This is a genomic window from Flavobacterium succinicans (assembly GCF_001662485.1).
GTDB lineage: Bacteria > Bacteroidota > Bacteroidia > Flavobacteriales > Flavobacteriaceae > Flavobacterium > Flavobacterium succinicans_A.
In genome coordinates, this window is sequence record NZ_JMTM01000035.1 from 29,796 (window position 1) to 56,295 (window position 26,500).

The 26,500-nt window shown below is 33.7% G+C and carries 32 protein-coding genes; 18 read left to right on the forward strand and 14 right to left on the reverse strand.

Annotation, left to right across the window (positions count from 1 at the left end; genetic code table 11):
- Positions 1-105 precede the first annotated feature (105 nt).
- Entirely contained in the window at positions 106-480 is a 375-nt protein-coding gene (locus FLB_RS05610; protein ID WP_064714984.1) for a DoxX family membrane protein, read from the forward strand.
- A gap of 63 nt (positions 481-543) precedes the next feature.
- Here FLB_RS05610 and lpdA read toward each other — a convergent pair whose 3' ends face one another.
- The 4 genes from lpdA to FLB_RS05630 all read right to left on the reverse strand — a co-directional run bounded on the left by lpdA (position 544) and on the right by FLB_RS05630 (position 3,047).
- Positions 544-1,947 (reverse strand): dihydrolipoyl dehydrogenase, encoded by a 1,404-nt coding sequence (gene lpdA, locus FLB_RS05615; RefSeq protein ID WP_064714985.1) that lies wholly within the window; start codon positions 1,945-1,947, stop codon positions 544-546.
- A 65-nt stretch (positions 1,948-2,012) separates the two neighbouring features.
- Positions 2,013-2,303 (reverse strand): type II toxin-antitoxin system RelE/ParE family toxin, encoded by a 291-nt coding sequence (locus FLB_RS05620; protein WP_064714986.1) that lies wholly within the window; start codon positions 2,301-2,303, stop codon positions 2,013-2,015.
- Positions 2,293-2,538: a hypothetical protein gene (locus tag FLB_RS05625; protein ID WP_064714987.1), complete on the reverse strand. Its 246-nt coding sequence runs from the start codon at positions 2,536-2,538 to the stop codon at positions 2,293-2,295. Before FLB_RS05625 ends, FLB_RS05620 begins: the two co-directional genes overlap by 11 nt.
- Before the next feature lie 50 nt (positions 2,539-2,588).
- On the reverse strand, positions 2,589-3,047 hold the full coding sequence (locus tag FLB_RS05630; RefSeq protein WP_064714988.1) for an Lrp/AsnC family transcriptional regulator: 459 nt from the start codon (positions 3,045-3,047) through the stop codon (positions 2,589-2,591).
- A gap of 374 nt (positions 3,048-3,421) precedes the next feature.
- Here FLB_RS05630 and FLB_RS05635 point away from each other — a divergent pair, with 374 nt between their 5' ends.
- Entirely contained in the window at positions 3,422-4,630 is a 1,209-nt protein-coding gene (locus FLB_RS05635; protein WP_064714989.1) for an aminotransferase class I/II-fold pyridoxal phosphate-dependent enzyme, read from the forward strand.
- A 152-nt stretch (positions 4,631-4,782) separates the two neighbouring features.
- Complete coding sequence (locus tag FLB_RS05640; RefSeq protein ID WP_064714990.1) at positions 4,783-5,343, forward strand: DUF6642 family protein; 561 nt, start codon at positions 4,783-4,785, stop codon at positions 5,341-5,343.
- Here the strand turns inward: FLB_RS05640 and FLB_RS05645 are convergent.
- Together FLB_RS05645 and FLB_RS05650 are read right to left on the reverse strand one after the other, a co-directional pair.
- Positions 5,340-5,870: a DUF4442 domain-containing protein gene (locus FLB_RS05645; protein WP_064715271.1), complete on the reverse strand. Its 531-nt coding sequence runs from the start codon at positions 5,868-5,870 to the stop codon at positions 5,340-5,342. The genes FLB_RS05640 and FLB_RS05645 overlap by 4 nt on opposite strands.
- A gap of 1 nt (position 5,871) precedes the next feature.
- Positions 5,872-6,822 carry an NAD(P)H-dependent flavin oxidoreductase gene (locus FLB_RS05650; RefSeq protein WP_064715272.1) on the reverse strand — a complete coding sequence of 317 codons (951 nt, stop codon included), beginning with the start codon at positions 6,820-6,822 and terminating at the stop codon, positions 5,872-5,874.
- Positions 6,823-7,186: 364 nt separating this feature from the next.
- Here FLB_RS05650 and FLB_RS05655 point away from each other — a divergent pair, with 364 nt between their 5' ends.
- Positions 7,187-7,906 (forward strand): DUF547 domain-containing protein, encoded by a 720-nt coding sequence (locus tag FLB_RS05655; RefSeq protein WP_064714991.1) that lies wholly within the window; start codon positions 7,187-7,189, stop codon positions 7,904-7,906.
- Positions 7,907-7,974: 68 nt separating this feature from the next.
- Here FLB_RS05655 and FLB_RS05660 read toward each other — a convergent pair whose 3' ends face one another.
- Entirely contained in the window at positions 7,975-9,555 is a 1,581-nt protein-coding gene (locus FLB_RS05660; RefSeq protein ID WP_064715273.1) for an amidase, read from the reverse strand.
- A 156-nt stretch (positions 9,556-9,711) separates the two neighbouring features.
- Between FLB_RS05660 and FLB_RS05665 the strand changes: the two genes are divergently transcribed.
- From FLB_RS05665 to arsB, 4 genes are read left to right on the forward strand one after another with little or no spacing between them, the layout of a single operon-like run.
- Entirely contained in the window at positions 9,712-10,065 is a 354-nt protein-coding gene (locus tag FLB_RS05665) for an ArsR/SmtB family transcription factor (protein ID WP_064714992.1), read from the forward strand.
- A gap of 19 nt (positions 10,066-10,084) precedes the next feature.
- Positions 10,085-10,555: a DUF6428 family protein gene (locus FLB_RS05670; RefSeq protein WP_064714993.1), complete on the forward strand. Its 471-nt coding sequence runs from the start codon at positions 10,085-10,087 to the stop codon at positions 10,553-10,555.
- A gap of 28 nt (positions 10,556-10,583) precedes the next feature.
- Positions 10,584-11,198 (forward strand): low molecular weight phosphatase family protein, encoded by a 615-nt coding sequence (locus tag FLB_RS05675; RefSeq protein ID WP_064714994.1) that lies wholly within the window; start codon positions 10,584-10,586, stop codon positions 11,196-11,198.
- Between the two features lie 3 nt (positions 11,199-11,201).
- A complete protein-coding gene (gene arsB / locus FLB_RS05680; RefSeq protein WP_064714995.1) occupies positions 11,202-12,269 on the forward strand; it encodes an ACR3 family arsenite efflux transporter in 1,068 nt (355 codons plus the stop codon).
- Between the two features lie 99 nt (positions 12,270-12,368).
- Here the strand turns inward: arsB and FLB_RS05685 are convergent, their stop codons facing one another.
- Positions 12,369-13,433 carry an outer membrane beta-barrel protein gene (locus FLB_RS05685; RefSeq protein WP_064714996.1) on the reverse strand — a complete coding sequence of 355 codons (1,065 nt, stop codon included), beginning with the start codon at positions 13,431-13,433 and terminating at the stop codon, positions 12,369-12,371.
- Positions 13,434-13,994: 561 nt separating this feature from the next.
- Here FLB_RS05685 and FLB_RS05690 point away from each other — a divergent pair.
- The 4 genes from FLB_RS05690 (at position 13,995) to FLB_RS05705 (ending at position 17,218) form a co-directional block, all read left to right on the forward strand.
- Positions 13,995-14,276, forward strand: a complete 282-nt coding sequence (locus FLB_RS05690; protein ID WP_064714997.1) for a hypothetical protein — start codon at positions 13,995-13,997, stop codon at positions 14,274-14,276.
- A 75-nt stretch (positions 14,277-14,351) separates the two neighbouring features.
- Positions 14,352-15,986 carry a SulP family inorganic anion transporter gene (locus tag FLB_RS05695; protein WP_064714998.1) on the forward strand — a complete coding sequence of 545 codons (1,635 nt, stop codon included), beginning with the start codon at positions 14,352-14,354 and terminating at the stop codon, positions 15,984-15,986.
- A gap of 18 nt (positions 15,987-16,004) precedes the next feature.
- A complete protein-coding gene (can, locus tag FLB_RS05700) occupies positions 16,005-16,640 on the forward strand; it encodes a carbonate dehydratase (protein ID WP_064714999.1) in 636 nt (211 codons plus the stop codon).
- Between the two features lie 131 nt (positions 16,641-16,771).
- Complete coding sequence (locus FLB_RS05705; RefSeq protein ID WP_064715000.1) at positions 16,772-17,218, forward strand: GNAT family N-acetyltransferase; 447 nt, start codon at positions 16,772-16,774, stop codon at positions 17,216-17,218.
- 239 nt (positions 17,219-17,457) lie between these two features.
- On the opposite strand, the gene FLB_RS05710 is transcribed toward FLB_RS05705, so the two are convergent.
- A complete protein-coding gene (locus FLB_RS05710; protein ID WP_064715001.1) occupies positions 17,458-17,973 on the reverse strand; it encodes a DUF4251 domain-containing protein in 516 nt (171 codons plus the stop codon).
- A 14-nt stretch (positions 17,974-17,987) separates the two neighbouring features.
- Positions 17,988-18,419 carry an META domain-containing protein gene (locus FLB_RS05715; protein WP_064715002.1) on the reverse strand — a complete coding sequence of 144 codons (432 nt, stop codon included), beginning with the start codon at positions 18,417-18,419 and terminating at the stop codon, positions 17,988-17,990.
- A gap of 222 nt (positions 18,420-18,641) precedes the next feature.
- Here FLB_RS05715 and FLB_RS05720 point away from each other — a divergent pair, with 222 nt between their 5' ends.
- From FLB_RS05720 to FLB_RS05735, 4 genes are all read left to right on the forward strand, one after another.
- On the forward strand, positions 18,642-19,166 hold the full coding sequence (locus tag FLB_RS05720) for a hypothetical protein (protein WP_064715003.1): 525 nt from the start codon (positions 18,642-18,644) through the stop codon (positions 19,164-19,166).
- Between the two features lie 178 nt (positions 19,167-19,344).
- On the forward strand, positions 19,345-19,980 hold the full coding sequence (locus tag FLB_RS05725) for a superoxide dismutase (RefSeq protein ID WP_064715274.1): 636 nt from the start codon (positions 19,345-19,347) through the stop codon (positions 19,978-19,980).
- Between the two features lie 11 nt (positions 19,981-19,991).
- Entirely contained in the window at positions 19,992-20,567 is a 576-nt protein-coding gene (locus tag FLB_RS05730) for a YdeI/OmpD-associated family protein (RefSeq protein WP_064715004.1), read from the forward strand.
- 76 nt (positions 20,568-20,643) lie between these two features.
- On the forward strand, positions 20,644-21,843 hold the full coding sequence (locus FLB_RS05735; protein WP_064715005.1) for an LETM1-related biofilm-associated protein: 1,200 nt from the start codon (positions 20,644-20,646) through the stop codon (positions 21,841-21,843).
- A gap of 71 nt (positions 21,844-21,914) precedes the next feature.
- Here FLB_RS05735 and FLB_RS05740 read toward each other — a convergent pair whose 3' ends face one another.
- Entirely contained in the window at positions 21,915-22,385 is a 471-nt protein-coding gene (locus FLB_RS05740; RefSeq protein WP_064715006.1) for a Dps family protein, read from the reverse strand.
- Between the two features lie 103 nt (positions 22,386-22,488).
- Between FLB_RS05740 and FLB_RS05745 the strand changes: the two genes are divergently transcribed.
- Positions 22,489-23,430, forward strand: coding sequence for a LysR substrate-binding domain-containing protein (locus FLB_RS05745; RefSeq protein ID WP_064715007.1), 942 nt, complete (start codon positions 22,489-22,491; stop codon positions 23,428-23,430).
- A 34-nt stretch (positions 23,431-23,464) separates the two neighbouring features.
- Here FLB_RS05745 and FLB_RS05750 read toward each other — a convergent pair whose 3' ends face one another.
- Complete coding sequence (locus FLB_RS05750) at positions 23,465-23,662, reverse strand: hypothetical protein (protein ID WP_064715008.1); 198 nt, start codon at positions 23,660-23,662, stop codon at positions 23,465-23,467.
- A 132-nt stretch (positions 23,663-23,794) separates the two neighbouring features.
- Positions 23,795-24,463: a tRNA (5-methylaminomethyl-2-thiouridine)(34)-methyltransferase MnmD gene (mnmD, locus tag FLB_RS05755; protein ID WP_064715009.1), complete on the reverse strand. Its 669-nt coding sequence runs from the start codon at positions 24,461-24,463 to the stop codon at positions 23,795-23,797.
- Positions 24,464-24,843: 380 nt separating this feature from the next.
- Here mnmD and FLB_RS05760 point away from each other — a divergent pair, with 380 nt between their 5' ends.
- Positions 24,844-25,911, forward strand: a complete 1,068-nt coding sequence (locus FLB_RS05760; protein WP_064715010.1) for a branched-chain amino acid aminotransferase — start codon at positions 24,844-24,846, stop codon at positions 25,909-25,911.
- Positions 25,912-25,967: 56 nt separating this feature from the next.
- Here FLB_RS05760 and FLB_RS05765 read toward each other — a convergent pair whose 3' ends face one another.
- Positions 25,968-26,369, reverse strand: a complete 402-nt coding sequence (locus FLB_RS05765; RefSeq protein ID WP_064715011.1) for a nucleoside triphosphate pyrophosphohydrolase family protein — start codon at positions 26,367-26,369, stop codon at positions 25,968-25,970.
- Positions 26,370-26,500: the final 131 nt, after the last annotated feature.

Consider the following 26,500-nt stretch of genomic DNA (forward strand, 5'->3'; position numbering starts at 1 on the left):
GCAATTAAACATTTCCTAAAAAAATATAGGTTTAAAAATTTTACCCAACCAAGAAATGATTCGTTGTTGATTTCAAAAAAGTAACCCCTAAAATGTATTATAAATATGAAAATAGCTACTACTATTATTCGGATTTTGATTGGACTGCTATTATTGTTTGCCTCCATCAGTTATTTTTTTCATTTAATGCCGGAGCCTGAAACAACAGGCAACTTCAAAGCATTCAATGTTGGATTAATAGCAGCAACTTATATTATGCCTTTGGCGAAAGGAGTTGAACTGCTTTGTGGATTAGCTTTTGTGAGCAATCGTTTTGTGACTTTGGCCAATATTTTAATTCTTCCCATTACGATAAACATTTTGTTCATCAATATCTTTTTAGCTCCCGAAGGCATCCCGATTGCTGGAGCTTTATTCTTGGGGAATTTATTTTTGATTTATCGTTATTGGGACAATTACAAAAGCGTTTTTACTCCTTGATTTAAACAACAAAACCCGTCTCATAATCATGAGACGGGTTTCTTATTTTTGAAAGTTACGCTTTTATACGTGTAACGCTCTATTATCTGTGGCAGCCAATGCCGCTTCCTTAATCGCTTCCGCAAAAGTAGGATGCGCGTGAGACATTCTAGAAATATCTTCGGCTGAAGCTTTAAATTCCATAGCAGTTACAGCTTCTGCAATCAAATCGGCTGTTCTAGCTCCAATCATATGAACACCAAGAACTTCATCCGTTTTCGCATCAGCAAGGATTTTTACAAAACCGTCTAAATCCGCACTAGCGCGCGCACGACCCAAGGCTTTGAAAGGGAAATTACCCACTTTGTATGAAACACCTGCTGCTTTTAATTGTTCCTCTGTTTGTCCAACAGCAGCAACTTCTGGCCAAGTGTAGACAACACCAGGAATTAAATTATAATCGATATGTGGTTTTTGACCTGCTAAAATTTCAGCTACCATTGTACCTTCTTCCTCCGCTTTATGAGCCAACATCGCGCCACGCACCACATCACCAATAGCGTAAATGTTTGGAGTAGATGTTTGCAAATGGTCATTCACTTCGATTTGACCTCTATCAGAGATTTTTACACCCGCTTTATCTGCATTCAACCCGTCAGTATAAGGACGACGACCTACAGAAACCAAAGAGTAATCTCCTTCTAAAGTGATGATTTCACCTTTAGCATTTTCAGCTTTCACAGTTACTACATCACCAGCTCTTTCTACTGACTGTACTTTGTGAGAAGTATAGAACTTCATTCCTTGTTTTTTAAGGACTTTGGTCAATTCTTTAGACAATGAAGCGTCCATTCCTGGAATGATTCTGTCCATAAATTCCACAACAGATACTTGCGCACCTAAACGCAAATACACTTGACCTAATTCAATTCCAATTACACCTCCACCAATAATTACAAGGTGTTTAGGAACTTCTTTTAGTTTTAACGCTTCAGTTGAAGTAATAATTCTTTCTTTATCGATTGAGATAAAAGGTAAAGAAGAAGGTTTTGAACCTGTTGCGATGATGATATTTTTAGCTTCAATGGTTTCAGAAGTTCCATCTGCTTTGGCAACCTCAACGTGAGTCGCGTCTACAAAAGAACCCAAACCATTAAAAACCGTGATTTTATTTTTATCCATCAAAAACTGAACACCTCCAGATGTTTGATCGACAACTGCTTGTTTGCGAGCAATCATTTTCTCTAAATTCACTTTAACCTCACCAGAAAGTTCAATTCCGTGATCGGCAAAATGTTTAATTTCATCGTAATGATGTGAAGAAGCTAGAAGCGCTTTGGATGGAATACATCCTACATTTAAACAGGTTCCTCCAAGTGTGGAGTATTTCTCGATAATTGCGGTTTTGAAACCTAATTGTGCGCAACGAATTGCCGACACATATCCTCCAGGACCAGAACCTATAATGACTACGTCAAATGAACTCATAGTGTGTTGATTTATTTTTTTGAGTGACAAAATTAAGGAATAAAGTTTTGTTTAAACGCTAATTTTTAAGGTTTTTTGTGTGAATTTCTTGAGGTATGAAATACAGAATGAACAATAACTTCATTTTGACTTATTTCAAATATAATTACGAATGGAAACTTTTTTAATGGTAATTCTCTATAGTGCGGTAGCTTCTTGATGGCACAGATATGAGGATATACTTTTAAGATTTTGATGTAGCTTGTCAAATGAATTAGAAATTCCTTTCCTAATCCCTTACGTTTACTCTCATAAAAATCAATAGACTCATTAATTTCTTTTTTAGCCAGAGGAAGAAGGAAAACTTTAAAAACCATATTTTAGTTTCAATCTTTTTTCAACATCCTCCCAAGAGTCAGAAGAAATTGAACCTAAAACATACTTTTCTCTTTCTTCTGCAATCAAATTATAATGGGCATCTGGTACGATTGAATCCGACTCCTCATTAGCTAGGGCTTCAAAGAAAAAGTCTAAAACCTCTAATTTAGTGTCATCTTGAATAATTTTACCAAAATCTTCGATGAGTTTGTATCGTAGGTCTTTAGTTTTCATTGCATTAATTTTACCATCAAATATAATTTTTTTTCAAATACAAAAGCGAATCAAAAACCAATAACCGTAGTGTTCTTTACTTCGCTAATCATAAAGGTGCTTTGTGTACTACCAATGTGTTGAAGCGTGGTGAGTTTGGTTACCAAAAACTCGCGATAAGCTTCCATATCTTTTACTAAAACTTTGAGGATGTAATCATAATCGCCACTCACGTGATGGCATTCTAAGACTTCTTGCAATTGCACCACTTCGTTTTCGAATCGGGTGAGGAATTCCTTGGTGTGTTGCACCAATTTTAAATGGCAAAAAACAACAAATCCTCTTTCTACTTTTGATTTATCTACTAAAGCAACATATTTACTAATGATGCCCTCTCGCTCTAACTTCTTGATGCGCTCATAGACTGCGGTTACAGAAAGATTTAGTTTTAAAGACAATTCTTTGGTTGTTTTTTTACTATCGGTTTGGAGTAAAATCAAGAGTTTTTTATCAATAGCGTCTAAGGTCATAGCTTTATTAAGGGTTGAGGATTGATTGTTTAGGGTTTAAAAGTTTAAAGGTTTAAAAGTTTTGGGTATTGGAATTTGGGATTTGGTTTTTGAGATTTATTTCTGTTGTGAAAAAAAATCTATTAATACAGGATTTGAAACACAAAAATAGAGATATAATCTTTACATAAACTATAATTTAGATTAAAAAACTATAATTTTCACTCACTATTGATTAATAATCTACCTATTCTTTATTTTGGTGTGGTTGTCAACAAAAAAGCCTAGCCCCGATAGCAGCGGCATCCTTTGCCTTTTTCCTTTAAAAAGGCAAAGATATAGCGGATAGCGGGAGGAGCTCCTAATAAAAACAATAACTAAACAAAATATAGACTATGAAAAATAACGATTTTAACCCAGCAGATAACATTCAGGATTTACAGTATTTTGGGGAATTTGGAGGCGTAAACCCTTCGATTTCTGACTCGTCTACCTACACTTTTTTATCGGCCAAAACAATGTTTGACACCTTTGAAGGCAATATGGAAGGCTGTTACTTGTATTCGCGTCACTCCTCGCCTAGTAACTTGTATTTGGACCAAGCGCTAGCAGCTATGGAAGGAACGGAAGCGGCCAACGTTTCGGCTTCGGGAATGGGAGCTATTACGCCAACACTTTTGCAATTGTGTGGCGCGGGCGACCATATTGTATCGAGCCGCACGATTTATGGGGGTACGTATGCTTTTCTTAAAAACTTTACGCCGCGCTTAGGCATTGAAACGACCTTTGTGGACATCACAAAACTAGAGGTAGTGGAAGCAGCGATTACGCCAAAAACCAAAGTGTTGTATTGCGAAACCGTAAGTAACCCGTTACTGGAAGTTGCAGATATTGCAGGATTGTCTGCAATCGCCAAAAAACACAACTTAACTTTGGTGGTCGACAATACTTTTTCGCCACTTTCGGTTTCTCCTGCCCGTTTGGGAGCTGATGTTGTCATTCATAGTTTGACCAAATACATCAATGGAAGTAGCGATACAGTTGGCGGTGTAACTTGTGCTAGTCGCGAATTTATTAATAGTTTGAAAAATGTAAATACTGGTGCTAGTATGCTTTTGGGACCTACAATGGACAGTCTTCGCTCGGCTAGCGTGATGAAAAACCTTCGAACACTTCATATCAGAATGAAGCAACACAGCTATAACGCACAATATTTAGCTGAACGATTTGAAAAAGACGGTTTAAAAACGGTTTACCCTGGTTTAGCCAGTCACCCGAGTCATCAACTGTACAAAAATATGATTAATCCTGAATATGGTTTTGGTGGAATGATGACCATTGATGTTGGAAATTTAGTGACGGCTAATGCTTTGATGGAGTTGATGCAAGAACGTAATCTTGGCTATTTGGCTGTGAGTTTGGGCTTTTATAAAACCTTGTTTAGCGCACCAGGCACTTCGACATCTAGCGAAATTCCATTAGAGGAACAAGTAGAAATGGGACTAACCGATGGATTGATTCGTTTTTCTATTGGACTTGACAACGATATCGAAAGAACCTACCAAAGTATGAAACAATGCATGCTCGACTTGAATGTTTTATAATACTCTCGATAACTTTTATACATCCGTTACTTTACTGTAACGGATTTTTTTTTTTTGATAAAAAATTCACATTTGAAAGAAGAATGATTTCCACAAAAAATCAGAATCCCAAAAAGAAAGAATATTTTTGTAGTCTATTTAGACGATACGTTATGCACCAAGAAAAGTTTATTTTCTGCCTCGAAGGAGTTCCTGATGCAGCAATTGAGCAACAAACAGCGGTAATCAAAAACCTTGAAAAAATGGCTTTTGAACAAGGTTTAACGAGTATTTACAAGACTTGTGACACGATTGAAGGTCTTGAAGAGAGCTTGAGTACTTTGCTTTATGACGATAACAATTTTCAAGCCTATGAAATCATTTATTTGGTGATGCCTGGAGAAGCCAATACCATTTGCTTGAACGATTACTTTTATAGTTTAGAAGAAATTGCAGAACTATTTGAAGGCAAAATGAAAGGTAAAATCATTCACTTTGCCAATGCAAAAGTATTGAACTTAGACGAAGAAGAGGCTCAATACTTTTTGGATATTACAGGAGCAAGAGCCGTTTCGGGCTACGGTATAGCCACGACCCAGATAAGCAGTCATTTGCTCGACAAAACTTTCTTTGATTTGTGCCAAAAGGAAGACGACATTACGGACGTAGTAGAAAGATTGTTCGAGAAACAATACACTTTGTGTCAGCTTTTGGATTTTAGGTTGTACTATTAAGAAGCCTCTTTTGAGGCTTTCTTTTTTTGTAGTTTTTGCTTGTAATGCGCTTTACTACTAATGTATATGGTTTTTTCTAATTCTGTAAAAACTTCTTGATTGGCATTGGTAATCAACAATTGTTTAACGTAGTTCACCTCATTTTCTTCGGCAACTCTTTGTTGAATTTCGGCAATCTCATCGCTGGTAAAATGAAAATCAGCATAAGCCACACTGAAAGCAGGTTTACGAAATCGAATAACAGAAGCTTTGTCCCAAACCACATAGTCTTTTCCTAAAATTTGCATCAGCTGAATCATATATATTGGGTCGGTTGCAGCAAACAAGCTTCCGCCAAAAATAGAACCAACATAATTCTTATTTTTATAACTTAGAGGAATCTTGATGCGAACCGTATGCAAATCTTTTGAAACATGAACGATTTTTCCGCAACTTCTTCGGTACATTGGCGACCAGTTGAATAAAACCTTAAACAAGGTCGATTTTTTTACAAACTTATTAAGAACTATATAAATCTTTTCGTACATACTAGCCCACCAATTTTTGAACAATCTGTTGCACTGGTAAAATAGCAGTAGTATCTTCTATGCTAGGTCCTGCTACCCATACCGTTTTGTAGGTAACTTGAGTCGCTGCTTTTTCAGTGGCTTTCATTCCGATATAGAAACGAATCATTTTGACCCATTTTTTCAAGCTTTTATTTTTATTCAAAAGTGTTTCTAACCAAGTCTGTTTGGTTCCCACTTTTTGTACATAAGGAGTATTGATTACTGTACACGGAGTTCCCGAAATACGCTCTGTCATAATGATATCTTTAGCGCCATAATCTACACAAGCTTGTTTGTATTCTTGAGAAACACCCGCTTCGTTTGAGGCTATAAATGGACTTCCAACTGACACACCAACAGCACCATAGCCGAGCATTTTATCCAAATCGTCCTTACTTCCTACTCCACCAGCAGAAATTACAGGCAAATTGGTTTGCTCATTCAATAACTTAATTAATGCTTCTGGGTCTATATTTCCACGGTGTCCGCCCGCTTGATTGTTTACAGCAATAATAGCATCGGCACCTAAACTTTCTACTTTTTTTGCAAAAGCCAAATCCGTAACGTCACAAAAAACCTTGATACCAACTTTATGAGCTTCAGCAATTGTTTCCTCTGGAGATCCTAAGGATGTAATAATAAAATCTACTCCTTCTTCACACAACACACGCAATTGTTCTTTGTATTTTACATTCGATTTATTGACAATCAAATTATATCCAAAACTTCCACCTGAAACTTTAGCTTGCTTCAATTCAATAATAGAAGCACGTAAGTCCTCGAGCGTTCTATAATTCAGTGCGGGAATGCAAGCTGCGATTCCACTCTTCATTCCTTCGATTACCATTTTGGTATTAGAAACCAAAAACATGGGGGCCATAATCACCGGATGCTTAATTTGCAAAAGTGATGCTAAAGATTGTTTTTCCATACTACTAAATTTATTAAAATCAAAAATAGCAAAAGAAAACGACATATTATGCATGCATACAAAATAAATGAAATCGATTTCGTTAAAGAAAAAAATAACATAAGAATCTAAAAAAAACTAATTCAATATTTGGCATTAAAAAAACATAAAAACCTCACAAAAAATAATGATTTTTAGAAATTAAAAAACAATACCGCAACAAAAAAAGGAATTGCAAACATATTTTCTTGTAAAGAAAAATGACTTTCTATTTTAACCAAAAATATAACCTTAAATAAATCATAATTTGTTCAAAAAAATTAGTTTATTTGCCCATTTATTCCATTAAGATATTACAACTTAACCCCAAGAAACACTTTTTTATATGAAGAAAACTTTACTCCTTGTATCATTTTTTATCATTACTTCTTTTTCTCAAGCTCAAACATTGAATGATTTCTTTGAACAAACCAACGAATTTTTAAAGAAGAATGTTTCATCTGAAGGAAAAGTAAACTACGCTCAATTAAAGAAAAGTCCAGGAGAATTAATTTACATTTTAGATAATATCTCTAAATTAAAAACCGAATTTAAAACCAAAGAAGAAGCTAAATCATTTTGGATAAACGCTTATAACTTGTTAGTGATAAAAGCTGTCGTTGAAAAATTTCCAATTGTATCTGTGAACACCATTCCAAGTTTTTTTAATGAAAGAACGTTTATTGTGGCCAAACAAGAGTTAACCCTTGATGATATTGAAAACACGATTTTGAGAGAAATTATTGCTGATGCTGGTATTCATTTTGTGCTATGCAAAGGAACAAACGGAGATGCTCCCCTTTTGAACGCAGCCTACACCCCAGAACAAGTAAATGATCAAATCAAACAACGCGCTAAGTTGTACATAAACGACAAAGATTTTTATAGAATTTTCAAAAACACCAATTCTATTGAATTACCAAAAATGTTCGAAACCTACAAAGGTGATTTTGTAACCGGTTACTTTAACGAAATTGACTTTATCAATATCTTTTTGGAGAAAAAAATAGAAACTACTTACAAAGTAATGACCCGTGCTTATGACTGGTCATTGAATGGAAGATAATTCCTAAATCAGCATAAAAAAAGGGCAGTTCAAAGTAGAACTGCCCTTTTCTTTTAAAAAACTCCTTATTAATTAGCTATTAAACTCGGAGCATGTCTGTGTTTTGTGTTTTGTTCATAAGCATAAGCCAAATTCAACAAAGCTGCCTCACTCCATGCCTTTCCTACGAAAGAGATTCCTACTGGCAAATCATTAACATACCCCATAGGCACTGTAATACTTGGATAACCTGAGTGTGCCGCAGGTCCAGACGTTCCGAAAGTAAATTGATCGCCATTTTTCAAATCCGTTACCCAAGCTGGAGTTCCCGTAGGAGCAATAATTGCGTCTAGTCTAAAATCATTCATCACTTTATCAATTCCTTTTTCTTGACTATTGATTCGCAATGCTTCCAACGCTTTTTTATACTCTTCTGTGCTTAAATCGGCTTTTGATTGCGCCATTTCAAGATACAATTGGTTAAAATACTTTAATTCTACCCCATCTTTTTTATTAAACTCAATCAAGTCAGCTACACTTTTGATAGCAGCTTTTGGACCTAATGATTTAAAATAGTCATTCAACCCTTGTTTGTATTCATACAACATCACGGTAAAAGATTGCCCATCAACTTCTGGAGGCGTAATTTCTGGAATTTCAACCAAAGTAGCCCCTTGTACTTTCATTACTTCAATGGCTTTTTGGTACAGCCCATCAACTTCTTTGTTTTTACCGTTAACTCCCACATAGACCCCAATGCGTTTCCCTTTCAAACTATTCTTATCTAAAGAACCGGCATAATCCTTCGAAGCAAAGGATACGCTTGCCGAGGTTTTACTATCTCTGTTATCAATACCGGTAAGCCAACCTAAAACAATTGCAGCGTCCTTAACCGTTCTTGTCATAGGTCCAGCGGTGTCTTGAGTGAAAGAAATGGGAATTATACCTGCCCTACTTATTAAACCTACAGTAGGCTTAAGCCCAACAATTCCGTTAGCATGTGCAGGACAAACAATTGAGCCGTTTGTTTCTGTTCCAATGGCAAACAAAGCCAAATTAGCTGCCACCGCCACTGCCGAACCCGAACTAGAACCACATGGATTTCGAGTAACATCATAAGCATTTTTGGTTTGCCCTCCTAACCCACTCCATCCACTTGTAGAAGGTTCTCCTCGAAAATTAGCCCATTCACTTAAATTCGTTTTGCCAATGATTACTGCACCGGCTTCTCTTAATTTTTGCGCCACAAAACTATCTTGTAAAGGGAAAGAATTTGCCAAAGCTCTAGAACCAGCCGTTGTTGGCATTTTGTCTTTAGTATCAATATTGTCTTTTAGTAAAACAGGAACACCGTGTAAAGGGCCTCTCCATTTTCCAGCTTTCAATTCTTCATCTAAGGTCTTGGCGATTGCAATAGCATCAGGATTGAGAGTCAAAACCGAATGCAATTGCGAACCATTTTTATCTACTGCTTGAATGCGATCTAAATAAGCTTGGGTAATCGCTTCAATAGAATAAGTTTTGTTGCGATAGCCTTCTTGTAAAGTTGTAATATCTATTTTATCTTTTAATACTACCACTTTCTTTTGAGCATATAAATCACAGCTAATTTGCAAAAGAACAGTCATAAAAAACAAAACCAATTTTAGAGTATAAGCAGTTTTTTTCATGTTTTTAGTTTTAATTTTTATTAAAAATAGAAAAAAAAGAAATACATCGGCATAATTATTAAAAATCACCTGAAACAAAAAAACTTAATAAATATTTCTAATGAAAATAATTTAATTAAATACTTTATCGTAATATTGCGATATTAAAATATAACAATGGGCGCATCAAAAACAGAACATTTTACAGAGCATCAAAATCAAATTGCTCTTTTAGCCAAAGCTATGGGACATCCTGCACGAATAGCAATTCTAGAATTCCTATTAGAAGCGAAGTCTTGTATTTGTGGAGACATCGTTAATGAACTTCCTTTGGCTCAACCTACAGTTTCTCAGCATTTAAAAGAACTAAAAAATGCTGGACTCATAAAGGGAAACATCGAAGGTAATGCCATTTGCTACTGCATCAATGAAAAAGGATTTAAAAAAATCAAGGCCTTTTTTGAAACTGTAACTGCAAAATCAAATTCTGACTTAACCAACCAATGCACTCCAAACGAAACTTGTTGCTAAATTTTTAAAATAAATTATTATGAAACTTTCAGAAGTAAAAACAATCTTAGAAAAACTAGAGGATGTGAACTTTAGTTTACCCAACGGACAAATGGTTCCTATTCATTTTCATGTAACCGAAATTGGGATTATTACTAAAAAATTTATCGATTGTGGCGGAACAGTTCGCGAAGAAAAGGTAATAAACTTTCAATTATGGAATGCCAACGATACCGAACATAGATTAAAACCTAGCAAATTACTAAACATCATCGATCTTTCTGAAAAAGTACTTGGAATCGAAGATTCAGAAATTGAAGTAGAATACCAAAACGAGACTATCGGAAAATATGACTTAGGATTCAATGGCAATCATTTTTTATTACTAAGCAAACAAACCAATTGTTTAGCACAAGATAACTGTGGTATTCCAGCTGAAAAACAACCTATTTCTCTACAAGAGCTTACTACTTCAAAAAACTCTTGCATTCCTGGAGGAAGTTGTTGCTAACATTCATCAAAACTTAAATCACTATGCTATGTTTCCAAAAATTAAATCAACCATAGAAGAGCTCAGTTTTGAGACCCTTTCTGAAGAAAGAAAACAAGTTCTAGCACCACTTGTTCAATTCATCCAATCTAAAGCAAACAGTGGATTGGCTATTCGCCTCAACTTCATTTGCACCCATAATTCTAGAAGAAGTCATTTGTCTCAAGTTTGGGCTCAAACTGCTGCTGCTTATTACAACATCAAAAATGTATTTTGTTATTCTGGCGGGACAGAAGCCACTGCTTTATTTTCAAAAGTAGCCGAAACTCTCAGTAATTCAGGATTTGAAATAAAAGCTATTAGCAAAGGAGATAATCCAATTTACGCTATAAAATACAATCCCAATGATCATCCTATAATCGGATTTTCAAAAAATTATGAAGACGATTTTAATCCTCAAAGCGGATTTGCTGCCATTCTAACCTGTTCGCAAGCGGATGGCGGCTGTCCTTTTATTGCAGGGGCCGAAAAAAGAATCCCCATCACTTTTGAGGATCCAAAAGCTTTTGACAATACCCCTTTACAAGCAGAAAAATATCAGGAAAGAAGCCTACAAATTGCTACCGAATTACTGTATGTTTTTAGTCAAATTAAATCCTTATAATTTATGTCAGCAAATAATTGCACCCCCGTTGTTGCTCGAAAAAAACTTGGTTTTTTAGATAAAAATTTAACGCTGTGGATTTTCTTAGCTATGGCTTTGGGCGTAAGTATTGGGTATTTTATTCCTTCGAGTAGTACTTTTATCAATTCCTTTTCAAGCGGAACCACCAATATTCCTCTCGCTATCGGTTTAATCATCATGATGTATCCTCCTTTAGCCAAAGTAAACTACAGCAAAATCAACGAAGTCTTCCAAAACACCAAAGTACTTGGAACCTCATTATTCTTAAACTGGATTATTGGACCAATTTTAATGTTTTTCTTGGCATTACTTTTCTTAAATGACCATCCCGAATATATGATTGGTGTTATCCTAATCGGATTAGCAAGATGTATTGCCATGGTAGTTGTTTGGAATGATTTGGCCGACGGAAACAGAGAATATGCGGCTGGTTTAATCGCCTTAAATAGTATTTTTCAAGTCTTATTATACAGTGTCTACGCTTATCTTTTTATCTCGGTACTTCCACCTTATTTTGGCTATACAGGTTTTGAAGTAGCGATCAGTATTGGTCAAATTGCAGAAAGTGTTGGGATTTATTTAGGAATTCCATTTGCATTGGGAATAATAAGCAGATACAGCTTAATAGCACTGAAAGGACAAGAATGGTTTGATAAAAAATACATTCCTACCATATCACCACTTACATTAATTGCGCTATTATTTACAATTGTTATCATGTTTAGCCTCAAAGGCGAATTGATTGTTCAAATCCCATTAGATGTAATTCGAATTGCCATTCCATTAGTGATTTATTTCAGTTTGATGTTTGTACTTAGCTTTTTGGCTGGAAGATATTTTGGAGCTGATTATTCCAAAGCTACTGCGATTGCTTTTACTGCAACAGGAAATAATTTTGAACTAGCTATTGCTGTAAGTATAGGCGTTTTTGGTATCAATAGCGGACAAGCCTTTGCTGGAGTTATTGGACCATTAGTAGAAGTTCCTGCATTAATAACATTAGTTAATTTAGCCTTTTGGTTCCGAAAAAAATATTTCACTACATCATAAAAAACTACTGCTTACTCATTATTAAAAGTAAGCAGTAGTAAAAAAAACTGTCACAACACTTAAAAAACGAGTGTCATGACAGAAAAAAAATAGTTGGTATTAAAAAGAGTAAGTAGTAGCAAATAGTATATTACCCGCAGAACCAGAAGCTCCTCCATTACTTTTGAAGAAAATATCTTTTGAAGCTGAGTCAAAACGAACCTCAGGTATGAAAGTAAAATTCCCTTCTTTGAAATTTAAAGACAATGTATTGGCAAAAATAGAATTATCAATTACTCCGTATTTTGCAGCATCTTTATCATCAAAATATTCAATTCTGTAAGCTAAACTAACTTTGTCAGAGAACCTATAATTAGCATAACCAACTAAGGCAAACCAATTGGCATCTAAAGAACCATTGCTATCGTTTTTCAATGATGCATAAGTCCCATTGAAACCAATTCCAAATTTATCTCCTAACTTCTTAGTAACAACAATATCGTATTGTGTAGCATTAGTATCAGAAGCAGGGTTATTACTTCCAGAAGTAAAATTCAAATAAGCCGCAGTAGTTGCTCCAGTGTAAGATACTTGAGCAATGTAAGTTTTTTGATCTGTTCCACTATCCAATGCTGTTTTAAAGTCGGTTGGATTAGTAATCCCGGCCATTAATCCAAATTTACCAGCGGTATACTGCGCTTTAATCCCTGTATTAAAGAATGGCCCATTAGTAAACGCATACGACATACTGTAGTTTTTATTATCAACTGCATCTACTAATTCATAACCAACGTGAGTAGCAAAACTTCCAGCGATGATTTTAAACTTATCTGAAAATTCATAAGTAAAATTCAATTGTTTAATTAAAAAAGTAGCATTATCATTTGGTGTAGTATCATTATAGGAGAACTCAGCTGCTCTTTTACCAAATCCTAAGTCAACAAACACGGAAGCTTTTCCAAACTTGTGTGACGCTTCAATTGAAGCCATTCCCAATTCAAAAGAATTGCTTGAATTCGTAAAACTGGTTTTGTTGTTTAATGGATTATTAGCAAAATCATATTTATAGTAAGCATCGGCTGATCCAGCAAAAGTTGTCGCTGGAGCTGTTTTTGGTGCTTCCTCTTGAGCAAAGATTAAGTTAGATGTAAGCAATAAAGCTAAAACAAGAGTGACTTTTTTCATGTGCATTAATTTTGGTTAAAATTTCATTTTTTTGGTTATTGTTTTTTTTGGAATGCGAAATGATTTTAGCTAAAAATCGAAACTGATAAAAAGTACTTTTTGCAATTATTTTTCCTTCTTCTTTGACGAATTTATTACCTTTTTTTCTAAGAACTTCTAAAAAAAAATGACTTTTTACCTTTAAGACAGAAGAATTATGAAATCAAAAATTTGACTTCAAAATAATAGCAATATGTTATTTTAAACGTTTTATTTTAAAAAAACAACAAAGGGTACTTTGTGTGATTTTATACTATTTTAAATAAATACCCTATAAATTTTATACCACATACATATAAAAGTAACAAAATAATTAAAACACCCCCTTTAAAAACATACACACAGACAAAATAAAATATTTTTATTTTTTTAAACAAAAAACTATAATTATCCCTCGAAGGCCAGTTTACAAGTACAAAAAACACAATTGAAATACCTATAAAAGAGTATTAATTTATTATAACTTCACTTTTTATCATAACTTTTAGTTAATTGTTTATTTTTACCACACAATTGATCAAAATGAAATCATTTACAACTGTAATTTTGTTGTTTTTTGTACTATTTCTTTTTAAGCCTTCAATAATCACAATTATTGAAAAAGGGAAAGATATTGCTATAGAAAAAGATCTTCTTGAAGATGATTCTAATGATGAAAAAAAAATAGCCTCTTTCTACAAATCAAAAGATATTTATATAAATAACAGCAAGGAAAGAGTTTGCAAGAAAATCATACACTCAAAAGATTTTACGCTACCTAATATTCTTAGCTTAAAAATAAATACTCCCCCTCCAAAAAATTAATTTCACGGATATATTTTTTTTTTAGAAATTTTCTAAAAAGCTCAATGTTAATTAATTTTCAATTTTCAGAATAAAATGTCAAAAAAAACAAATTTATTTACCAACCTCAACTCTGACTTTGCGGCAGGATTGGTGGTTTTTTTAGTAGCACTACCATTATGCCTAGGCATTGCTATGGCGTCTGGAGCTCCATTATTTTCAGGAATCATCTCCGGAGTAGTAGGCGGAATCGTCGTAGGGTATTTAAGCCAATCACACATAAGCGTATCGGGTCCTGCTGCAGGTTTAACAGCAATTATTCTTACTGCTATTACCGATTTAAAAGCTTTCGATGTCTTTTTATTAGCTGCTTTTCTCGCGGGGGTAATTCAACTTTTATTAGGTTTTATAAAAGCAGGAAGTATTTCGAATTATTTTCCCAACAATGTTATCGAAGGCATGTTAGCCGGTATCGGGATAATTATTATCCTAAAACAACTTCCTCACGCGGTTGGTTATGATGCCGATTTCGAAGGTGATGAAGCTTTTTTTCAAAACGATGGAAACAATACTTTTTCATCACTATTAGCTTTTTTTGATTATATCCAATTAGGCTCTATTATCATTACCCTTGTTTCTCTCACAATATTAATTGCATGGGACAAACTTCCTGCTCTAAAAAAACTAAAATTAATCCCAGGTGCTCTAGTTGCCGTAATTACAGGTGTTATTTTAAATGAAGTATTCATTGTTACAGGAAGCTCTTTAGCTATACAAAAAGAGCATTTAGTTTCTTTGCCAATTCCAAGCACATTCGAAGAATTCAAAGCAATCATAGTTACTCCAAATTTCTCAAGCCTTACAAATCAAAAAGTATGGGTTGTTGCAGTAACAATAGCTATCGTCGCTTCGATTGAAACCTTATTGTGTATTGAAGCTGCAGACAGAATGGATTTCCAAAAAAGATACACCAATCCCAATGTTGAACTAAAAGCACAAGGAATTGGCAATATGATAAGTACTCTTTTAGGCGGTTTACCAATGACATCGGTTGTTGTTAGAACTTCTGCTAATAATAATGCTGGCGCCAAATCAAAAATGGCTGCGATCATACACGGTGTTTTACTACTAATTAGTGTATTAGCAATCCCATCAATTCTCAATAAAATTCCACTAGCTACTCTAGCTGCTATTTTATTATTGGTAGGCTACAAATTAGCTAAACCCGCAACATTTTTACATTTTTGGAATTATGGAAAATATCAATTTATTCCATTTATCGCTACATTACTTGCTGTAGTCTTTACTGATTTGCTCAAAGGTGTTGCCTTAGGAATAATTATTAGTATAATCTTCGTATTGAGAGGTAATTTAAAAAGAGCTTACAGCTTTAGAAAAGATGAATTTGAAGATGGCGATATTATTCACATTGACCTTGCTCAAGAAGTTTCTTTTCTAAACAAAGCTTCGATAAAATCAACTTTAGCTAAAATCCCTGAAAACTCCAAAGTGATTATTGACGCCAAAGACACAGTGTATATCGCTCACGATGTTTTGGATTTAATTACCGAATTTAAAGAAATTCGATCTAAAGATCTTAACATTAAAGTAAAGTTAAAAAACTTTAAAGACGAATATCGCCTTGAAAACACCGAAGACGCAAATCATGTTACCATCGAGCATCATTATGATTTCGTAAAACGCAAAATCATTAAAAAAGAAACGTTTTAAAAAAAAAGCAATTAAAAAATGAGTGATTTTTATAAAAAAATACTAGATAACAACAAGGAGTGGGTAGAACAATCCCTTGCAAAAGACCCTAATTTTTTTCAAGATTTAGCCAAAGGGCAAACCCCACCATTATTATGGATTGGTTGTTCCGATAGTCGTGTTCCTGCCAACGAAATCATTGGCGCAAAACCAGGAGAAGTTTTTGTACACAGAAACATTGCGAACATGGTAGTCCATACCGACATGAATATGCTTAGTGTGTTAGATTATGCCGTAAATGTTTTAAAAGTCAAACACGTATTGGTTTGTGGACATTACGGTTGCGGAGGAGTAAAAGCTGCCATGGGCAATAGCTCCATCGGAATTATTGACAATTGGATTCGTCATATCAAAAATGTATATCGCTTACATAACGAATATCTTGACTCCATTCAAGACGAAAACAAACGCTTTAACACCTTTGTAGAATTGAACGTAAAAGAACAAGTTTTCGATCTTGCCAAAACCTCCATCGTGCAATCGGCTTGGAAAAATGGACAAAGTTTATCATTACACGGATGGGTCTATGGTTTAAACTCAGGATTTGTAACTGACTTACAAGTAAACATCAGTTCAAATAGCGACTTAGATGAAGTTTATCAATTAAAGTTCTAACTGTTTTTATATTAAACAATAAGAGAGATATTTCAAACAATATCTCTCTTGTTTTTTGAAGTTTTGCTAAATTTTTGTTGAAATAAAAATAAAAGCGTATTTTTATTTCTAAACCTCAAAAATAAACCGTTATGATACGAAAAGCTACTTTACATGACCTTGATGCATTAACCGTTTTATTTGATCAATATTTAGTTTTTTACAAAAAACCTTCTAATATTGAAAATCACAAAGCTTTTCTAAAAGAAAGACTTGAAAACCATGAAGCAGAAGTATTCCTGGCTTTTGACGAACAAAACAAGGCTATCGGATTTGCTTTAAATTACATCACTTTTTCCTCTTTATTACTCAAAAAAATTGTAATTCTGAACGATTTATTTGTCAACCCAAATACTAGAAAAGCAGGTATAGGAAGCAAATTAATTGAAGAAACCAAAAAATTAGCACACGACATTGGCTCTCCAATTATTCGTCTTCGAACCGCTAAAAACAATTTTACCGCTCAAAAATTGTATCACAAAATGGGCTTTATCAGAGACGAACATTTGTATGGTTATGATTTGATTTTAGAAAACTAAATCTAAACCAAAAAAAAAGCTCAACATTTAATCAAAAATATTGAGCTTTTTATCACAAAAATGTAGTTCACCTACATAAAACCAAATCAATTTTGCTTTTTTTTGTAGTTACTAGTTCTTTCTATTTAAAAAAGAAACCAACAATATAACAACTACAAAAGTTAGATTTCTAAAATCAGGATGTGTTTTAAAATAAGAAACATAGCCTACAAAAACATTTTTTGAGCACCTCTATCCAACTATTCTTTAAACTTTGAAATTGAACCATTATAAGATATACTAGCTCTATTATTGCTATTAATAACCAATGAAGCTCCGCCATCAAAGAAGATTGTCAATTGTATCGTATAGCTGTCATTTTTATCTTTAACCTTTGCTTTGAGTAAATATTTTTTTTTCTCTTTTGTAATAGAAAATTCCTCAGGAGCCCCCTGAAACTTTAAACCACCTTCTCCTCCTCCATAAGAAATACTCCCTGTTGCTCTACCAAAAAAAGGCATGTCACTTTTAATTACATCAGGTGTAAAAGAAATAGAATTCGGATTCGTAGTCAAATCTATACTTCTGTACCCCATTGGAAAAGCTCTGTTGGCCTCAAAAATGAATTTCTCACCTGCTACAAGCGTTTCAACTTTTTTCTGCTGTTCCATTTTTCGAGCCTCTTTTAGCTCTTTCTTTGTTGGTTGCTGAGCAAAAGAGAGACTTGTAGTAACCAATACAATCAAAACCACAAAACCTTTACATATCTTCTTCATCTTTGTGTATAAATTTATTTTTTCTCAAATCGCAATAATCGAACACCGTTACCTGTCATTATCAATTCTTTTCCATCTTCTGAAACAGCATAACTATCCACTTTTTCAAGCATATCCATATAAACACTTTCGCCATTTCCTGGACATGCCATCATAGTAACTGCCATTTTACTTTCCTTGAAACTTATCTTATTGCCATCTATATTAAGCATACCTGAATAGTTATTACAGCTATTTTTACCAAACACTTTTTTGGACGCTACATCAAATTTGATGGTAGGTTTTTCATTGGGATAAAGTCCTTCAAAAGCAATTCTTGGTCCACTGATATAAGTCAAAACCCAGTCTCCTTGTAGAGAATTTGAAGAATTTGTTGTATTTTTGGTTGCATTGCAAGCGGTTAAAGTCAGCACAATAAATACGACTAGTAAATTCATTTTTTTCATATTTGTAAAATTTATTTGTTATCAGTAAAATATGGTATGCTTCGCTCAGGTCGACTTTTATTTATTGCCATTTATGACAACAAATCAGTAAGTAATGGCGATTTCATATCCTATTTTCTTTAGCTTGATTGTAAATTTACGAAAACCATACCAAAAAAATGAATTCAGCTTTTTTTTGAGAAAAATTTAATACTAATTTAAGAAAACAAACACGAAACAGTCATGAAAATATTAGGAATTGGATCACGAATACAACATGCGCAACTAGGTAAAGGAGTAATAACCAATGTAACATCTACCGACTATTGGGTTACCTTTATCGAAACGGGATTAGAAACCATTGCATTAGATAGTACCTTTGAAATCATTGAAGCAGCAGAAAATGAAGTTGATACCATAAGTTTTTATGAAGTAGAAACCACACTAAAACAATTGCTACAAAAATGGTCTGATGTATCAGAAATTGTTCCGATGGCTGATAAATGGAAAGGCGGAAAAATTATCCTTGAGCCAGGACAAGCGGGATTGGCCTCGAAAGAAATACCAATCGATACCTTTTTTCATAAAATAATAATGGTGAGAGACCGCTTAAGAGTAATGGAACAAAAAATCAACGCTAGTAAAATTGAAGAGCTAGAAAAAATCGAATTGCAACAATACCTAACTCGAATATACGGTACATTAACCACATTTAATATTCTTTTTAAATCTCCCAATCATAATTTTGTAGGAGAAAAATCAAAATAACACCAAGAACACACTTTAATCAATTAATTCAAAGAAAATGGAAAACAACAGCAGTAGAAGAGATTTTATTAAAAAATCGGCACTTCTTTCAACAGGAATTTTCATGGGAACTTCAATTATCAACTCGAGTTTAGCAGCAAATACAAATGCTTCAATCTCATCTGTTTTTCATGATGATTTGCTAAACACGCAAGAAGCGGCTTACACTTTACCCAAATTACCTTACTCCTACGATGCTTTGGAACCTCATATCGACAAACTGACCATGGAAATCCATTATTCAAAACACCATCAAGCTTATGTAACCAATCTCAACAAAGCCATTGAGACTTTAGATAAATCGATTGTGGATAAAGCCAAAAGCCTTAGCTCAATTTTCGAAAATATGAATCTGTTCCCTGAAGCTATTCGCAATAATGGTGGAGGTCATTACAACCATAGTTTGTTTTGGAATTTAATGAAGCCTAATGGTGGTGGAGAACCAAAAGGAAAACTAGGAGAAGCTATAATCACTACTTTTGGCTCGTTTGATGCTTTCAAAAAACAATTTGCCGATGCTGCCGCAAAACGGTTTGGTTCAGGATGGGCATGGTTAGTGGTTAGCAACGGAAAACTAACCATTACTTCTACCCCAAATCAAGATAATCCATTAATGAATTTACCTACGATTGTTGCTAAAGGAAAACCTGTATTGGCACTAGACGTATGGGAACATGCCTATTACTTAAAAAATCAAAACAGACGAGCTGATTATATTGCTTCTTTTTGGAATGTTGTAAACTGGGACACAGCCGAATCGCTCTTTATTTCTTAACCTTAAACCATTTGGAAGAAAAAGAACATTTATATTTTAAAAATGCTGACGAATGGCGGTCATGGCTTCACCAAAACCACCATTCGTCTAAAGGCATTTATCTGCTGTTTTACAAAGTTAGCAGCAATTTCGAAAGCATGCGTTGGGAAGAAGCAGTACAAGTAGCCATTTGCTATGGATGGATAGATTCGACCGTAAAGAGAATGGATGAACATCAACGCAGACAGCTTTTTACTCCGAGAAAAGACAAAAGTGTTTGGAGCAAACTAAATAAATCTTACATCGAAAAACTAATTCAAGAAAATGCAATGCATGAAAGCGGTCTTAGGAAAATTGAAATTGCGAAACAAAATGGCTCTTGGAACGCTCTAGACGATGTAGAAAACCATAGTATTCCAGAAGATTTGCAACTTGCGTTTGATGTTAATCCAAAAGCATGGAGCAATTATCAATCGTTTAGCCCTTCCTATCGAAAAAATTACTTATACTGGCTAAACCAAGCCAAAAGAATTGAAACTAGAGACAAAAGAATCAAAGAAATCATTCTTCTTTGTGAACAAAATTGCAAGTCGAGAGGTTCCTATTAATTTTAATCTAAAGTTTAACTTTTACTAACCATTGTCGTTGTAAAAAAACATAGCTTTGCAACTTCAAAACATTACAATGATTAACCCATCTGCATCTGGTTGGATAGACAAATTTTTTATAGAACAAGGTTTTTCTAAAGAAGTTTCATTAGAAAACAGTACTTCTTTTTATCTAAAAACAAGAGACACGGGCTTTATTTATGGTCATATCCTTTCATTCAACACCATAAATCCCATTGATTCCAAAAGATGGTTTAAGGAAGAAATCTCAAAAGTTGCTTTACTTAATACACTCTATGGTGCTTTTTGCTTGACAGAATCCGATAAAACACCCGATCTGTTTATTACCAAAGCCTTAGCCTTCTATAACCAAATGAATCCTCAAGGTTTCAATCTATTCAAAAAAATACTTCCTAAAAACAGTCGATCTTTGACTTTGGAAAAATATATTGACGAAAGAGTACAAACCAACGATGGCATCATTAATAAAAACTTTTCGCATTTAGTTACAAATGCACTTTTGTTTATAGATGTTTTGGCTTTTTGTCAATATTTGAAACACGGAGAAATCCCAGAAAAATACTTGAAACGTATTGAAGAAACCGTTGTCAATATTGTAGCATTGGCTCTAAAGATAAAAAGCAACAAAACGCAGTATGACGATTTACTTATCAAACTTTTTGAAGCTTCGATTCGTTATACCAAATTTTCTAAAAACGCATCTTTGTCATTAGAATCCTTAGAACTCGACTATTTTACTCTTGATTTAGAAAAAAAATACTTAATCGATATTGCGGGCATGGCGCTTTGGAGTGATGGCGTGATAGAAAAAGAAGAAGCCTATTTTTTACATACTTTAGGAAACATTCTCAATGAATCCGATGCATTTGTCATGACATCAATTCATCATACCAATGATTTCATTACAAAATATAAAAGTGAAATTCCTTATTTTAATTATTCCAATCCTGTTAAGCACTTTTACGATCAAACTACTGAAAGTGTAGTAACTTTGGTTACTCGAAACAAAAACAGATTGGTTAAAGAAATTATGGAAAGTAAAGAGTTAATGGTACTCTTAGCCCATTCAACGCATCGTGACCTTGATGAAAAAGAGAAGAAAAAAATCAGAAAACAAATTTTAGACATCTGCAAAACAATACCTTCGCTTACTATATTTTTATTACCTGGCGGCAGTTTATTACTTCCTATTCTAATTAAATTTATACCAACCTTATTACCTTCTTCCTTTAATGAGAATCTAGAAGAAGATTAATTTTAGTCAAAAAAAAAAAAAAAACAGAAGCACAAACTTCTGTTTTTTTTTTTGACTACCATTTAGAAAAACTAAGCCAACCAAGCCTGCATCATCCAAATTGTTTTTTCTTGTTCTACAATAAAATCACTCATCATCGAATTCGTTCCTTCATCATTAATAGCTGAAGCATTTTCTAAAATCTTTCTTTCGATCATAAGTAAACTAGCCAAAGAATCAACTATTAGTTGAATTGCCTTTTCATCATTTGAAATATCTTTACCTACTTCTAGCTGGTTGTGCTTAATATAATCTTCAAAAGTATGCAATGGTGTCCCACCTAGTGTAAGTACACGTTCTGCGATCAAATCAATCTTCAGCTGAGAATCATTATACAACTCTTCAAATTTAAGGTGCAAGTCAAAAAAACGTTTTCCTCTAATATTCCAATGCATTCCTCTTAAACTTTGGTAATACACTTGAAAATTAGACAACAAAACATTCAACTCCACAACAATTTTTTCTGTCTCTTGTACTGGTAAACCAATAGTATTTAGTTTCATAATCTCTCATTTTTAATTATGCTGCAAATTTAGCCATAATTTAAGACGAAAGCCGTATCAATTAAATTGATTGTTTTTATATTTACATCAAATATTACTATCAATGACAATCACACAACTTAAATATGTTCTTGCTGTTGCAGAACATAAAAATTTCACCCTTGCCGCCGAAAAATGCTTTGTAACTCAACCCACATTGAGTATGCAAATTCAAAAAATAGAAGAAGAATTAAACATTCAAATATTTGATCGAACTAAAAAACCCATTCAACTTACTGATATTGGTCAGAAAATAGTTACACAAGCTAAAAATATAGTAAACGAAGCCGATCGTATTCAAGATATCGTAGAACAACAAAAAGGATTTATCGGGGGAGAATTCCGCTTGGGAATCATTCCAACGATAATGCCCACTTTATTGCCGATGTTTTTGAAAAATTTCATCAAAAAGTATCCCAAAATACGTTTAATTATTGAAGAGCTCAACACGGCAGATATTATTTCCAAGCTAAACAATGGTCATTTGGACGCAGCGATTGCAGCGACACCTCTTTTGGAAGAAAAAATAAAAGAAATCCCTTTGTATTATGAACCTTTCGTGGCCTATATTCCAGAAGGGCATCAACATTTTTCGAAAAAAGAAATAGAAGTTAGTGATTTGAATTTAGACGAAATTCTTTTACTACAAGATGGACACTGCTTTAGAGATGGTATTTTGAATTTGTGTAAAAACAGTAATTCAAGTGAAGTAAATCATTTCACTATAGAAAGCGGAAGCTTCGAAACATTAATTAAACTAGCAGATGAAGGTCTTGGAACTACTTTACTCCCTTACCTTCATACCTTGGATTTAAAAGAAAGCGATAAACTAAAACTAAGACATTTTATTGAACCAAAACCCGCAAGAGAAATTAGTTTAATTTATCCAAAAAATGAACTAAAAATCCAAATAATAGATGCCCTTCGAAGCACAATTGCTGGAGTTATAAAAGGGGCTATCGTTTTTCAGAATGTAGAAATAATAAGTCCAATCCAGAAAAAATAAACCTAAAAAAAGGAACCAAGTTGGTTCCTTTTTTTTATCTATTTACTATAACTAGACATTGTTTTAATTCTGGTTTTTCATAGGTAAAATCGCACAACCATTCTTTTAGTTGTTCTAATTCATACGGTAACAAAGTTCGTATGGCTTTTTCTAATTCTTTACAAAAAAGAACGGGATCAAAACTTACTCTTTCCAACACTGATTTAGTATAATCAAACATTATTTTTGACATAATTCAATAAGATTTTTGGGGTTATCTTGCTGTAAATTTAATCTTTTATTTTTAGCTTTTACATAATTAACTCAGATTTATTCTTTTTTTGTTCGGATTTTTCTATCAAAAAAAAACGTTTTTGTTGCATTTTCAAGGGATGAGCTTGGTTGCACGAAACATTTCCCTTTTCCCGGGTGGCCCAGCTAATTTTTCAACTTTAAAACCAACTTCAATCATGCTTCTTTTGACCACACCTCTTGCGGCATAAGTCACTAAAACACCCTTGTTTTTGAGTGCGGTAAACATTTTTTGAAAAATTGCGGTACTCCATAATTCAGGTTGAACTCTATAACCAAAGGCATCAAAATAAATCAAATCATACTGTTCAACATCATCAATAGCTTCAAAAAATTGTTGTCTTTTTGTTAAACAAAAATCTGCAGTTAACCAATTGGGCTGTTCCCATTCCTTATGATGTATTTTTTCAAAAACAGCTTCATATTCCAAAGCTCCCAATTCTTCTACGTAATTCATCCCCTTTAATTCGGAAACAGAGATTGGATACGCCTCTACTCCAACATAATTTATACTTTGATTTTGCTTTTTAGCCTCCAAAAAAGTAATAAAAGCATTAAGGCCTGTTCCAAAACCAATTTCTAGAATAGAAACCTTCTGATTGGGAAACAAAGCCAATCCGTTTTTAATAAAAACATGTTTTGCTTCCTGAATAGCTCCGTGTTTTGAATGATAACATTCGTCCCAATCTTCAATTTGAATTGTGGTAGAGCCATCTGAAGTTTGAATAATTCTTCTTTTCATTTTAATAAAGATTGTTTTTGAACTATATTTTCGTTTGTTTCGATATGTATTCCACGGTGTAAAGATAGTATGATTGCCAATTTGAAAACAAATTCAGGTGTATTTGTGAATTTATAATTTTATTTTACACAAAATTTATCAATAGTTAGGTTCTTTAACGGACAAAAACGCAAGTATTTATTAGATATTTCATATAAAATCACAGTAAATAATTCTGATTTTTAGAAAATACATAAATCTCAGTCAAACGAAATATATCCTACAATTTTCGCATCGTTTTTAGGCTTTTTTATTTAATTTTGTAAAAAAATAAAATCAAATCAGAAAATTCAATTTTTTATTGATTTTGATTATTGAATCTAAACTATTAATAAATAATCATGAGTATTTCTCAAACCACCACAATTGACATCACAAAGGCCGCTACTTCTAAGATAAACGAAGTAGATTTTGATAATTTAAGTTTTGGAGCCGTTTTTACGGATCATTTATTTGAGTGCGATTTTAAAAATGGTGCTTGGCAACAACCGGTCATTAAACCTTACCAACCTTTTTTATTGGACCCATCGGCCAAAGTTTTTCATTACGGACAAGCAATTTTTGAAGGAATGAAAGCATATAAAGACGACAATAACGATTTATGGCTTTTTAGACCCGATGAAAATTACAAAAGATTTAACGCATCGGCCGTAAGAATGGCAATGCCTGAAGTTCCGGAAGAAGTTTTTATGAATGGACTTAACGAACTTTTGAAAATCGACGAAGCATGGGTAAAGAAAGGTTTAGGAAATACGATGTACATCCGTCCTTTTATGATTGCAACTGGAGAAGGCGTAGTAGCCAATCCATCTAGCGAATATAAATTTATGATTATACTTTCTCCAGCAAAAGCATACTATTCTGGCGAAGTAAAAGTATTAATTGCAGAACATTACAGTAGAGCCGCCAATGGAGGAATTGGAGCTGCAAAAGCGGCGGGTAACTACGCTGCGCAATTTTATCCAACAAATTTAGCCAACAAAGAAGGCTTTCAACAAGTGATTTGGACAGATGACGCCACTCATACAAAACTGGAAGAAGCTGGAACTATGAACGTATTCTTCAGAATCAACGATACTTTGTTGACCGCACCTGTAAGTGAGAGAATTTTGGATGGAATTACTAGAAAAAGTTTGATCGAATTAGCCATAAAAGAAGGCATTAATGTAGAAGTGCGACCAGTTTTGGTAAGCGAATTAGTAGAGGCTTCTAAAAATGGAACTTTAAAAGAAATTTTTGGTGCAGGAACTGCTGCAGTGGTAAATCCAATTGTTGGCTATTCATATAAAGAAGATTATTTCGAATTGCCTAAAATTGAGAATTCTTACGCAGAACAACTAAAAAGCAAATTAACAAACATGCAACACAAATTAGAAGCGGATCCATTTGGTTGGACTGTAAAAATCTAATTAGTGTTTATATAAATTTCAAAAGGCGATTTTCACAATGAAAATCGCCTTTTATGTTATTTTGCATCCCCTACTACCTTTAGGATTTTAGAAAAATCAGGTTTGAAATAATTGGGGCCTTTCATGACTTTACCATCTTCACGATAAATTGGTTTTCCGTCCTCTCCCAACTTACTCATGTTGCTTCTTTGTATTTCATCAAAAACAGCTTCAATATGATCTTGCAATCCATGTTCAATAATCGTTCCGCATAAAATATACATCATATCCCCCAAAGCATCAGCAATTTCAACAATATCATTATTATTAGCTGCTTCTAGATATTCTTCATTTTCTTCTTTCATCAGATTAAAACGAAGTAAATGTTTTGCTTCCCCAAGATTAGCGTGGGGTGCTTCTTTATGACCAATGGCAAAAGCAGTATGAAACTCCTTTACTGACTTGATTTGTTTTTGCATAATTCCAATAAGTTAATTGAAAGAGCAAATTAGCAATAATTCCTAATCAATTACTTAAATTTGTAAAAAAAATTACCACTATGTTTAGTCAAGGTCAACTCATTTTTGGCGCATGTTTTGCCATCGCCTTC

Coding starts and splice junctions, on each gene's coding strand:
- FLB_RS05625 (WP_064714987.1), bottom strand. CDS start 2,538: ATGAAAACTAAAGACCTACGATACAAACTCATCGAAGATTTTGGTAAA.
- FLB_RS05630 (WP_064714988.1), bottom strand. CDS start 3,047: ATGACCTTAGACGCTATTGATAAAAAACTCTTGATTTTACTCCAAACC.
- FLB_RS05710 (WP_064715001.1), bottom strand. CDS start 17,973: ATGAAGAAGATATGTAAAGGTTTTGTGGTTTTGATTGTATTGGTTACT.
- FLB_RS05735 (WP_064715005.1), top strand. CDS start 20,644: ATGATTAACCCATCTGCATCTGGTTGGATAGACAAATTTTTTATAGAA.
- FLB_RS05705 (WP_064715000.1), top strand. CDS start 16,772: ATGATACGAAAAGCTACTTTACATGACCTTGATGCATTAACCGTTTTA.
- arsB (WP_064714995.1), top strand. CDS start 11,202: ATGTCAGCAAATAATTGCACCCCCGTTGTTGCTCGAAAAAAACTTGGT.
- FLB_RS05635 (WP_064714989.1), top strand. CDS start 3,422: ATGAAAAATAACGATTTTAACCCAGCAGATAACATTCAGGATTTACAG.
- FLB_RS05685 (WP_064714996.1), bottom strand. CDS start 13,433: ATGAAAAAAGTCACTCTTGTTTTAGCTTTATTGCTTACATCTAACTTA.
- FLB_RS05720 (WP_064715003.1), top strand. CDS start 18,642: ATGAAAATATTAGGAATTGGATCACGAATACAACATGCGCAACTAGGT.
- FLB_RS05650 (WP_064715272.1), bottom strand. CDS start 6,822: ATGGAAAAACAATCTTTAGCATCACTTTTGCAAATTAAGCATCCGGTG.
- FLB_RS05655 (WP_064714991.1), top strand. CDS start 7,187: ATGAAGAAAACTTTACTCCTTGTATCATTTTTTATCATTACTTCTTTT.
- FLB_RS05645 (WP_064715271.1), bottom strand. CDS start 5,870: ATGTACGAAAAGATTTATATAGTTCTTAATAAGTTTGTAAAAAAATCG.
- FLB_RS05695 (WP_064714998.1), top strand. CDS start 14,352: ATGTCAAAAAAAACAAATTTATTTACCAACCTCAACTCTGACTTTGCG.
- FLB_RS05715 (WP_064715002.1), bottom strand. CDS start 18,419: ATGAAAAAAATGAATTTACTAGTCGTATTTATTGTGCTGACTTTAACC.
- FLB_RS05610 (WP_064714984.1), top strand. CDS start 106: ATGAAAATAGCTACTACTATTATTCGGATTTTGATTGGACTGCTATTA.
- FLB_RS05675 (WP_064714994.1), top strand. CDS start 10,584: ATGTTTCCAAAAATTAAATCAACCATAGAAGAGCTCAGTTTTGAGACC.
- FLB_RS05765 (WP_064715011.1), bottom strand. CDS start 26,369: ATGCAAAAACAAATCAAGTCAGTAAAGGAGTTTCATACTGCTTTTGCC.
- FLB_RS05620 (WP_064714986.1), bottom strand. CDS start 2,303: ATGGTTTTTAAAGTTTTCCTTCTTCCTCTGGCTAAAAAAGAAATTAAT.
- FLB_RS05750 (WP_064715008.1), bottom strand. CDS start 23,662: ATGTCAAAAATAATGTTTGATTATACTAAATCAGTGTTGGAAAGAGTA.
- FLB_RS05760 (WP_064715010.1), top strand. CDS start 24,844: ATGAGTATTTCTCAAACCACCACAATTGACATCACAAAGGCCGCTACT.
- FLB_RS05670 (WP_064714993.1), top strand. CDS start 10,085: ATGAAACTTTCAGAAGTAAAAACAATCTTAGAAAAACTAGAGGATGTG.
- can (WP_064714999.1), top strand. CDS start 16,005: ATGAGTGATTTTTATAAAAAAATACTAGATAACAACAAGGAGTGGGTA.
- lpdA (WP_064714985.1), bottom strand. CDS start 1,947: ATGAGTTCATTTGACGTAGTCATTATAGGTTCTGGTCCTGGAGGATAT.
- FLB_RS05740 (WP_064715006.1), bottom strand. CDS start 22,385: ATGAAACTAAATACTATTGGTTTACCAGTACAAGAGACAGAAAAAATT.
- mnmD (WP_064715009.1), bottom strand. CDS start 24,463: ATGAAAAGAAGAATTATTCAAACTTCAGATGGCTCTACCACAATTCAA.
- FLB_RS05660 (WP_064715273.1), bottom strand. CDS start 9,555: ATGAAAAAAACTGCTTATACTCTAAAATTGGTTTTGTTTTTTATGACT.
- FLB_RS05640 (WP_064714990.1), top strand. CDS start 4,783: ATGCACCAAGAAAAGTTTATTTTCTGCCTCGAAGGAGTTCCTGATGCA.
- FLB_RS05665 (WP_064714992.1), top strand. CDS start 9,712: ATGGGCGCATCAAAAACAGAACATTTTACAGAGCATCAAAATCAAATT.
- FLB_RS05745 (WP_064715007.1), top strand. CDS start 22,489: ATGACAATCACACAACTTAAATATGTTCTTGCTGTTGCAGAACATAAA.
- FLB_RS05690 (WP_064714997.1), top strand. CDS start 13,995: ATGAAATCATTTACAACTGTAATTTTGTTGTTTTTTGTACTATTTCTT.